Source organism: Cyanobium sp. BA20m-14, assembly GCF_024346295.1.
Window position 1 is genome coordinate 1 of sequence record NZ_JAGQCR010000125.1, and the last position, 9,033, is coordinate 9,033.

Sequence of the window (9,033 nt, forward strand, 5' to 3'; positions counted from 1 at the left end):
GGGCACAAACAGCTGGCCAGCGGCCAGCTGGCGGCTGTCGGTGCAGATCGCCTGCGGCTCGAGCTTGGTGCTGGCCTGGGCAGGGGTGAGGGGCCCGGTGACGGGCGGACCCCACAGCTGCTGCAGCTGGCCCAGGTGCAAGGCCATCACGGCGAGGCGGGGCCCAGCAGGACCATCCCACTGCCCACCCGGGCGGCCTGGGCCAGCAGGGCCCCGGAGCCGTCGAGCAGGCGTAGCCGCTCGTAACCCAGCTCGCGGCTGCGCTCGAGCCACTGGTCAGCCTGCTGCTGGCGCAGCGACCCAGCCAGGGCCAGGAAGGTTGGCGCCAACTCCAACTCAAGCCGTCCCTGCCCCGGATAGGGCCTGGCCGAGGCGATGCAGCCCCGGGGATCGTCCTCAGCCAGCAGGGCCAGCAGGGGATCGATCACCAGGGGCGGGGCCTGCTCTGGCGGGCTTGGGGCTGGTGGAACGGGTTGTTGCTGGGCGGGCTGTTGTTGAGCGGGCTGAGCCAGAGCCGGCTGAGATTGAACGAGCTCTTGAGCGGGCGCTCCAGCCGAGTCGGATCGGCGCACCAGGGCCGGTCCAACGGCAGTCACCAGGGCCAGCACCAGGGCCATAAAGAGGGCCAGCAAGAGAGCCAGCAAAAGGGGCCAGAACAGCCAGGCCAGGGAGGCCGGCCAGAATCCCGGCACCGAGAGCTCGCCCTGGCGGTTGCGCCGGGCCAGCTCCCGCAGCCTGAGGCCCGTGCTGGCCAGGGCCGCCCGCAGATCAAAGGCCAGTCGCCCCCAGGGCTCCTCGTAGGGGGCCGGATAGGGATGGGCCGGATGGGGCCCGGCCGGGGGGGCGTCAAAGGGCAAGGTCAACGGCGCTTGAGCAGGGAGGCCAGGCCCCTGCGGCTGGGATCGGCATCCTGGCCCTGGGAGAACTTCTCCACATCGGCCGCCTCGGGCGTCGGCTCCTTGACACCGCAGACATCGCGGTACATGGCGTCGTATTCCAAGGCGGAACGGGCCCAGCTGAAGTCCACCGCCATGGCGCGCCGCTGCAGCTCCTGCCAGCTCTTCTGGTGGCGGTAGGCCTCCCAGGAGCGCACAATCGCGGTGTAGAAGTCGATCGGCTCATAGCGATCAAAGCCGTAGCCCATGCCGGTGCCGGCCAGGGGATCGTTGGGCGGCACCGTATCGACCAAGCCCCCCACCATGCGCACCACCGGAATCGAGCCGTAGCGCATCGCCAGCATCTGGCTGATGCCGCAGGGTTCGAAGCGGCTGGGCATCAGGAAGGCATCACAACCGCCGTAGACCAGGGGGGAGAGCGCGTCGTCGTAGGTGAGAAACACGGCAAACCGGCCGGGATGCTGGGAAGCCATCTGCCAGAGGCCCGATTCCAGCATCCGGTCGCCGGTGCCGAGCACGAGGATCTGGCTGTCGGTGTAGGCCAACACCCGATCGGCCACCTGGAGCAGCAGATCCACCCCCTTCTGGTCCACCAACCGGCTCACCAGGCCCATCAGGTAGGAGCGTGGACTCACCGCCAGGCCGAAGCGTTCCTGCAGGGCCTGCTTGTTGAGGGCGCGGGGCGCCAGATCCGTGGCCGAGAATCTCGCCGACAGGCTGGCATCACTGGCCGGGTTCCAGTCTTCGGTGTCAATGCCGTTGAGAATGCCGCGCAGCTTGCCACTGATGAAGTTGAGCAGGCCATCGAGGTGTTCGCCGTATTGGGGCGTGCGGATCTCCATCGCATAGGTGGGAGACACCGCATTCACCCGGTCGGCATAGAGCAGGGCCGCCGCCATGGTGTGGTCCCCCTGCATATACCAGGGACACCAGGTCATGCGGTCGAGCTTCCAGCGCCAGGGGCCCTGATATTTGAGGTTGTGGATGGTGAACACCGTGCTGATTTCCGGGTCCTGGTGCATCCACACCGGCAACATGCCCGTGTGCCAGTCGTGGCAGTGCAGCACCTGGGGCTTCCAGTGGTGCCAGCAGAATTCGGCCGTGGCGCTGGCAAAGAAGGTGAAGCGCCAGTCTTCATCCTCACCGCCATAGATGCGCTCAGGGTCAAACACCGGATGGCCCACCAGATAGAGGAGCAAGCCATTGGTGGGATGGCGCGCCTCGAATACGGCGAAGTCATTGCCCATGGTGTGGCCGCGCCAGATCGGCTCGGGCGACACCTGCAACCACGACCACAACTTGCCGTAGCCGGGAAGCATGATCCGCACGTCATGGCCCAGGGCCGCCAGGGCCGGCGGCAGTGATCCGACCACATCTCCCATCCCGCCGACCTTGATCATCGGGGCGCATTCGGCCGCAGCAAACAAGACCCGCATCCCAGCTCCACCGGAAGTGGCCGAAACTCTACGGGCGGCCTATGGCAGCACAGTCACCGGGGTGCCCATCTCAACCAGCTCAAACAATTCGCGCACGTGCTCATCCAGCAGGCGCACGCAGCCATGGGAGACGGCCTGGCCCACGCTGGCGCGCTGGGGGGTGCCATGGAAGCCGGCACTCACACAGCCCTTCACCACCAGGTGCTCGCGGCCGTTGAAGCCGGCCCGGCCCTTGCAGTCACGGTGGAAGCCGATCCAGCGGCTGCCGAGCGGATTGGCCGGACCAGGCGCAATGTGCTGGCCGGTGACGGGATGTTCCCAGGTGGGATTACGGGCCAGCTCGATCACCTCAAAGCGGCCCACCGGGGTCTCCCAGCCGGGGCGACCTACCCCCACCGGAAAGCGGCGCCGTTCCTGGCCCCCTTCCAGCACCAACAGCAGGCGCTGGCGCCGATCGAGCACCAGGTACCGGCCGCTGGGGGGCTGAGCGGCGCCAAACTGGGTCAACTGGGGCAGGACGGGCTGGGAAAGGACGGGGCCGCCCAGCCCCAGCAAGCCTGCCCCGATGGCCCAGGCTCCCAAAGGGCCCAGCCAGCGCAGTTCAGGGCAACCAGGGCGCATCGGAAAAATCAGCCGGGCGTTTTTCCAGGAAGGCATCGCGCCCCTCCCGGGCCTCAGCCGTTCGGTAGAAGAGATGGGTCGCCTGGCCAGCGAGCTCCTGCAGGCCGGCCAGCCCATCGGTCTCAGCATTGAAGGCGGCCTTCAGGCAGCGGATCGCCGTGGGGCTGTGCTGCATCACCTCCCGGGCCCAGCGGATCCCCTCGGCCTCCAGCTCGGCCAGGGGAACCACCCCATTCACCAATCCCATCTCCAGGGCCTGGTCGGCGCCGTACTGGCGGCAGAGGAACCAGATTTCGCGCGCCTTGCGCTGGCCCACCACCCGGGCCAGGTAGCCGGCCCCAAAGCCCCCGTCAAAACTGCCCACCCGCGGCCCCGTCTGGCCAAACACGGCGTTCTCCGCCGCCAGGCTCAGATCGCAAAGCAGATGCAGCACCTGGCCGCCGCCGATGGCATAGCCCGCCACCAGGGCAATCACCACCTTGGGCAGGCTGCGGATCAGGCGCTGCAGGTCGAGCACATTGAGCCGGGGCAGGCCGGCCTCATCCACATAGCCACCATCGCCGCGCACGCTCTGGTCGCCGCCGGCGCAGAAGGCCCAGCCCCCGTCGGCGGCCGGCCCTACCCCGCTGAACAGCACCACCCCCACCCGGGGGTCGTCCCGCACCCGGGAAAAGGCGTCGCAGAGTTCCTGCACGGTGCGCGGCCGGAAGGCATTGCGCTTGTGGGGCCGGTTGATCCGGATCCGGGCGATGCCCTCCTCGCACCGGTCAAACAGCACGTCCTCGTAGCTGGCGGCAGGTTGCCAGTGCAGCGCTGCTGGCAGATCGGATCGGAGGGTCACGGCTGCAGCATGGCTGTGCTGGCCATTCTGCGCAGGGCCTGGCGCAGGTTGGCGTCGGCGCGGCGGTCGGTGACCAGCTCAAGCAGGGCCATGGGCTGCTGCAGGGCCCAAGCCAGCTGGTTAGCCAGATCCCCAGCCGCCACCACCCTGCGTCCCGGTACCCCATAGGCGGCCGCCAGGGCCAGCGGATCGAGGGGCTGGGGCATGGCGAAAAGTCGCTCGAAATCCAGGGCCGCCGCCGGCTTGGTGCGGATCGGCAGCTGCTCAAAGATGCCGCCGCCGCCATTGTTGATCAGGATCACGGTGAGTCGGCCCTGGAGTTGGCGCTGCCACAGCCAGCCGTGGCTGTCGTGCAGCAGGGCCAGATCACCGCTGAGCAACACGGCCTGACCCAGGGCCTCGGCCACACCACAGGCACTCGAGAGGGTGCCATCGATGCCGGAAGCCCCCCGGAAGCTGTACACGGGCCGCCAGGGCGCGGCTGGATCGCCAAAGCTCTCCCAGTCGCGCACGGGGCTGCTGTTGGCGATCACCAGGGGCACGCCCGCCGGCAGGGCCTGGCCCAGCATCCGCGCTAAGGCAGGCTCCGCCGCCGCCGCGGGCAGGGCGCCAGAGAGCCAGCTCTGCAGGGCCCCCTCCCGCCGCCGCCAGGCCGCCGCCAAATCCAGACAGGCCGGGTCGGGCCTGGCCTGCCAGCAGGCGTCTGGCCAGAGCGTCATCCAGCCGGCGAGCCCCGCCGCGCTCTGCTGGCAGCCGCTACCGAGGGGATCGAGGCAGCGGGGATCGGCCTCACTCACCAACCACTGGGGGCCGCCCAGCTCTGCCAGCCAGCGCTGCAGGCGCCGGCTGGCCGGCAGGGGGCCCAGCCGCAACACCTGGGCTGGCCGTAGGTCGGGGTCGGGGCAATGGTCGGTGCAATCCAGCAGCAGGTCGTAGCCCGCCACCAGCTCCAGCTGGGCCTGGCCGCGCAGGCCGCTGAGGCCATCTGCCAGCAGGGGCCAGCCGGTGCGCCTTTGCCAGCGGCCCAGGGCCTCCACCTGGCTCTGCCAATGCTGGGGGAAGCCGCGCCAGGGGCCCGCCACCACCAGGCCGGGGCGATCGAGGTCGGGCAGCGGCCCAGGGCAAGCCGAAGCTGGAGTTGCGAGGGAAGCCGGCATGGCAACTGGCGGGGGCGGCGGTGCGGCTTCAAGGGCGGCCCTGGCCTGGAGCAGGGCAGGGCCGTCGGCGTGGAGCGGCTCGGCAAAGGGAAGGTTGAGATGCACCGGCCCCGGGGCCTGGCTAGAGCCCCGGGCGGCCAGCAGGGCGGCGTGGGCCAGCTCGGCGATGGCCCCATCGGCCATGGCGGCCAGGCCAGCACCATCGCCCTGACCCAGCCAGCGCACACTCGCCGCCAGGAAACACTCCTGGTTGACACTTTGGTTGGCCCCACAGCCCTTGAGCTGGTCGGGCCGATCCGCCGTGATCAACAGCAGGGGGATGGCGCCGTAATCGGCCTCCACCGCTGCCGGCAGCAGGTTGGCGACTGCGGTTCCGGAGGTGGTTATCACCGCTGCCGCCTGGCCCGAGGCCCGGCCCAGCCCCAGGGCAAAAAAGGCGGCGGAGCGCTCATCCACGCAGGTGTAGAGACCGAGCCCCTGGGCCTCCAGCAGGCCGGCCGCCTGGGCCAGGGCTGCGGAGCGGCTGCCCGGGCAGAGCACCACCTGGGACAAGCCATGGCGCATCAGCGCCGCCAGGAGCACCAGCGCCGCCTCCAGGTTGCGGGGGGCCAACGCCACGCCGGGGCCATACAGGATGGAAGGCCCATCCTCGCCTGCGCCCTTGGCTACCCCCCCTGACCCAGCCGCGAATGCCGGCCCCCTGGCAAGCCTGCGCCGCCAGCTGGGGCCCTTGCTGGTGTGGGTGGCGCTGGCCCTGATGTTGCGCTGGGTCGCGCTCGAACCCCGCTGGATTCCCTCCGGCTCGATGCTGCCCAGCCTCCAGCTCCAGGACCGGGTGCTGGTGGAGAAGCTGCGCGCCCGCCTGCATCGGCCCCTACCGGTCGGCACCGTAGTGGTGTTCCACCCGCCTGCGGCCCTGCTCGATGCTGGCTACGACCCAAATGCTGCCCTGATCAAGCGGGTAGTGGCCGAGGCGGGGGATCGGGTCGAAGTGCGCGATGGGGTGCTCTGGCGCAACGGGGCACCGGCGCCGCTCGACTGGTCGGCCGAACCGATGGGCTACTCCCTCCCACCGCTGAGCGTGCCCCCAGGCCACCTGCTGGTGCTGGGGGACAACCGCAATGCCAGCCTTGATTCCCACCTCTGGGGGGCCCTGCCCCGGGAGGCGGTGATCGGCACCGCCGTGCTGCGCTACTGGCCCCCCAACCGAATCGGCTGGTTACGGTTCTCCAACCCCGGACACCCACCTGGTGGAGCCGAAGAGGTGGGGTAGGGTGCAGGCCGGCCGCAGAGCACACCGGCGATGTTTAATCCGGAGTTCCTGACCACCGACAACGAGGCGATTAGCGGCAACTCGCTGATTCAGTATCTCCAGGAACAGTCACCGGATGTGCTGCAGCGCGTGGCCCGCTCCGCCAGTGGTGACATTCAGGACATCATTCGCCACAACGTGCAGGGGCTGCTGGGCATGCTGCCTGGCGAACAATTTGAAGTGAAGATCCAAACCAGCCGGGACAACCTGGCCGGCCTGCTTGCCTCGGCGATGATGACCGGCTATTTCCTGCGTCAGATGGAACAGCGGATGGAGCTGGATACCAGCCTGCTGGGCTGTGGTGATCTGGATACGGAACTGGACGCCGATCCCGGCGAACTCAGGTCCTAGTCCTTCGGCCACTCCTGAGCTGCAACGGCAGGGCTCGCCGGCACCACCCCCCAGCGCACCAAGGCCCGATCGATGCCCGCCAGGTAGGCCCAGCTACCGCCATCGGGCGCCCAGGGCCGCCCTTCCAGCTCGGCCGCCAGCTCCCCCAGCCGCTCCGGGCTGCAGGCCAGCGGGGCCTCGTAGTGGGCCGGCACCAGCCAGCGCAGCTGCGGTTCCCGCGCCAGGCAGCGAATCCAGGCCAGCAGGGCAGCCTGGCAACGGGGAAACACCAGCCGCTCCAGCACCGGAGCGACCTGCAGAGTCGGCTGCTCGCCGGGCACCAGCCGGCGGAATTCGGCCTGCCAGCCTCGCTGCCAGCGGAAGGGGTAGAGGCCGAAGTAGGCCCGCGGGCTGCGCAGCCCAGGGGCCAGCAGCCCGCCCAGCAGCTCTCGCCAGCCGGGCAGCTCCAGCGGATCGGGGCGCAGGTAGGAGGCAAACAGCACCAGCCGCTGCCAGCCGCGACGGCGCTGCTCCGGCGTATCGGTGAGCGGCTCCTCGCCCCGCTCCCGCGCGTGGAAGAGCAGGGGGGTGGGGTCGGCGCCAAACAGCTCCGGCGGCTCGGCGCCGATCGCCACCAGGGCGTCGGTGACCAGCAGGCAGCCACTGGCCCGGTGCAGGCAGGCCACCTCCATGAAGGTGCCCAGGCCCAGATCCAGGGGGCCCAGAGGGATCCAGGCCAGTTCGTCGCTGTGGGGCAGGCCCTGCTCAAAAAGCACCTGGGTGCGGCCGGCCGGGAAGCCAAGCCAGCTAAGGGGCAGGGGCAGGGGAAAACTCCACTGCCGGGGCGTCACCCACACCTGGGCCTGGGGGAAGGCCCGGGCCATGGCCGGCACCGGCAATTTGTGTTCCAGGCCTGAGCTGGTGGGCAGCACGATGGTGCACACCGCGCCGTGCTGACGCTCCAGCTCGGCCAAGGCAGCGCGAACCTCCCCCGTGGGGGGCACCGGGGCGTAGAGCAGCAGCCCCGCTTGCAGCCGCAGCACCGTCATCCGGATCGGCACGGCCACATAGAACACCCCCTGCAGCTGCTCCAGGCTCCAGACCTGGCCTGGAATCAGCTCGCGCACCAGGGTGCGGCGGCGGCCGTAGGGATAGAGCGGCAGAAGGGGCCACCAGGGCCAGAACTGGTCGGCAGAAGGGGACTTCACCTCAGGCCAGCAGCACCAGGCTGATGCTCATCACCACCATGCCGGCTGTGACCCCGGCAATCATCAGGTGGTGGTGGGCGCCGGTGCGCTGGGCCGCCGGCAGCAATTCATCCAGGCAGATGTAAACCATCAGGCCGGCCACGCTGGCAAATACCAGCCCCATTACCGCATCGGTGAGCATGGAGCGCAGAAACACATAGCCAACCACCGCGCCGATCGGCTCCGCCAGGCCGGAGGCGAAAGACACCCAGAAGGCCTTCTGGCGGCTGCCGGTGGCGTAGTAGACGGGCGCGGAAATCGCCAGACCCTCGGGAATGTTGTGGATGGCAATGGCGATGGCGATGCCGATCCCCAACCGGGGGCTGGAGAGGGCACCAAGGAAGGTGGCCAAACCCTCTGGGAAGTTGTGAATGGCAATGGCCAGAGCCGAAAACAAACCCGTGCGCAGCAGGCGCTGGGAGCCCGCCCGGGAACCAGCCAGGGAACCATCCTCCTGGGCCAGGCTGAGGTCGTGGCTGGGCAGGCAGTTGTCAATCAGGGCGATAAACAACATGCCGGCAAAAAAGCCGAGCACAGTGGTGGCGTAGCCGGCGGCGGGCCCCAGCGCCAGCACCAGCGATTGACGGGCCTTGGGAAATATCTCCACGAATGAGACATAGATCATCACGCCAGCCGAAAAGCTCAGCGAGAGGGTGAGCACCCTGGGGCTGAAGCTCCTTGACACCAGTCCAAGCAAACTGCCCAGCCCGGTGCACAGGCCGGCTGCCAGAGTTAGGGAGAAAGCAAACAGCACCCGCTGATCCAGATCAACCAAAGGGTCTGCCTCCGGGGCCGCGACATCACCAGCGGGCATGCTCGCAGGCCATTGGCCCGCTCCTGGAGGCCTGAGCGCCCAGCCACTGGCGCCCCTGGTCAAGGAAGGCAGACCAATCCAGCTTCTCGGCCTCCGCGGCCCGGGCCACCAGCAGGGGGGCCTGGCGCTTGATCGCCTCCAGATCCGGTTCCGGCACCCCCACCGAGAGGGCCAGCATGTCGGCCATGGCCGTGGCCACCACCCGGGTGAGGTAGGCGGCGCTGAGGGCCTGCAGCGCACTGCCCACCAGCCAGGTGGCCCCATGCCATTTCACCAGGGCGGCCAGGGCCTGGCTGCTCCACGCCACCACCCCCAGGGCCAGGGAGGCCCTGGCGAGCTACGCGGCGGCGGCCTGGAGCTGCTCCAGGTTCCAGGGGCA

General features: G+C 69.3%; 10 protein-coding genes. 2 read left to right on the top strand and 8 right to left on the bottom strand.

The features are described from left to right. Nucleotides 1–146 precede the first annotated feature (146 nt). Genes KBZ07_RS11880 through menD form a run of 5 tightly spaced genes read right to left on the bottom strand, consistent with a single transcriptional unit; the run spans nucleotide 147 to nucleotide 5,569 of the window. Entirely contained in the window at nucleotides 147–863 is a 717-nt protein-coding gene (locus KBZ07_RS11880) for a hypothetical protein (RefSeq protein ID WP_254931812.1), read from the bottom strand. After that, a complete protein-coding gene (gene glgA, locus KBZ07_RS11885; protein ID WP_254931813.1) occupies nucleotides 860–2,332 on the bottom strand; it encodes a glycogen synthase GlgA in 1,473 nt (490 codons plus the stop codon). The genes KBZ07_RS11880 and glgA overlap by 4 nt, the downstream gene beginning before the upstream one ends. A gap of 39 nt (nucleotides 2,333–2,371) precedes the next feature. After that, on the bottom strand, nucleotides 2,372–2,953 hold the full coding sequence (locus KBZ07_RS11890) for a L,D-transpeptidase (protein WP_254931814.1): 582 nt from the start codon (nucleotides 2,951–2,953) through the stop codon (nucleotides 2,372–2,374). Further along, on the bottom strand, nucleotides 2,934–3,794 hold the full coding sequence (menB, locus tag KBZ07_RS11895) for a 1,4-dihydroxy-2-naphthoyl-CoA synthase (protein ID WP_254931815.1): 861 nt from the start codon (nucleotides 3,792–3,794) through the stop codon (nucleotides 2,934–2,936). Before menB ends, KBZ07_RS11890 begins: the two co-directional genes overlap by 20 nt. Next, nucleotides 3,791–5,569, bottom strand: coding sequence for a 2-succinyl-5-enolpyruvyl-6-hydroxy-3-cyclohexene-1-carboxylic-acid synthase (gene menD, locus KBZ07_RS11900; protein ID WP_254931816.1), 1,779 nt, complete (start codon nucleotides 5,567–5,569; stop codon nucleotides 3,791–3,793). The genes menB and menD overlap by 4 nt, the downstream gene beginning before the upstream one ends. Nucleotides 5,570–5,612: 43 nt before the next feature. Between menD and lepB the strand changes: the two genes are divergently transcribed. Then, complete coding sequence (lepB, locus tag KBZ07_RS11905; RefSeq protein WP_254931817.1) at nucleotides 5,613–6,224, top strand: signal peptidase I; 612 nt, start codon at nucleotides 5,613–5,615, stop codon at nucleotides 6,222–6,224. 30 nt (nucleotides 6,225–6,254) lie between these two features. After that, nucleotides 6,255–6,614, top strand: a complete 360-nt coding sequence (locus tag KBZ07_RS11910) for a DUF760 domain-containing protein (protein ID WP_197150587.1) — start codon at nucleotides 6,255–6,257, stop codon at nucleotides 6,612–6,614. On the opposite strand, the gene KBZ07_RS11915 is transcribed toward KBZ07_RS11910, so the two are convergent. From KBZ07_RS11915 to KBZ07_RS11925, 3 genes are read right to left on the bottom strand one after another with little or no spacing between them, the layout of a single operon-like run. Beyond that, on the bottom strand, nucleotides 6,611–7,801 hold the full coding sequence (locus KBZ07_RS11915) for a DUF4336 domain-containing protein (RefSeq protein ID WP_254931818.1): 1,191 nt from the start codon (nucleotides 7,799–7,801) through the stop codon (nucleotides 6,611–6,613). The two genes, KBZ07_RS11910 and KBZ07_RS11915, sit on opposite strands and share 4 nt — an antisense overlap. A gap of 1 nt (nucleotide 7,802) precedes the next feature. After that, a complete protein-coding gene (gene zupT, locus KBZ07_RS11920) occupies nucleotides 7,803–8,654 on the bottom strand; it encodes a zinc transporter ZupT (RefSeq protein ID WP_254931819.1) in 852 nt (283 codons plus the stop codon). Next, nucleotides 8,641–8,976 (bottom strand): DUF697 domain-containing protein, encoded by a 336-nt coding sequence (locus KBZ07_RS11925; protein WP_315860168.1) that lies wholly within the window; start codon nucleotides 8,974–8,976, stop codon nucleotides 8,641–8,643. The genes zupT and KBZ07_RS11925 overlap by 14 nt, the downstream gene beginning before the upstream one ends. Between the last annotated feature and the right edge of the window lie 57 nt (nucleotides 8,977–9,033).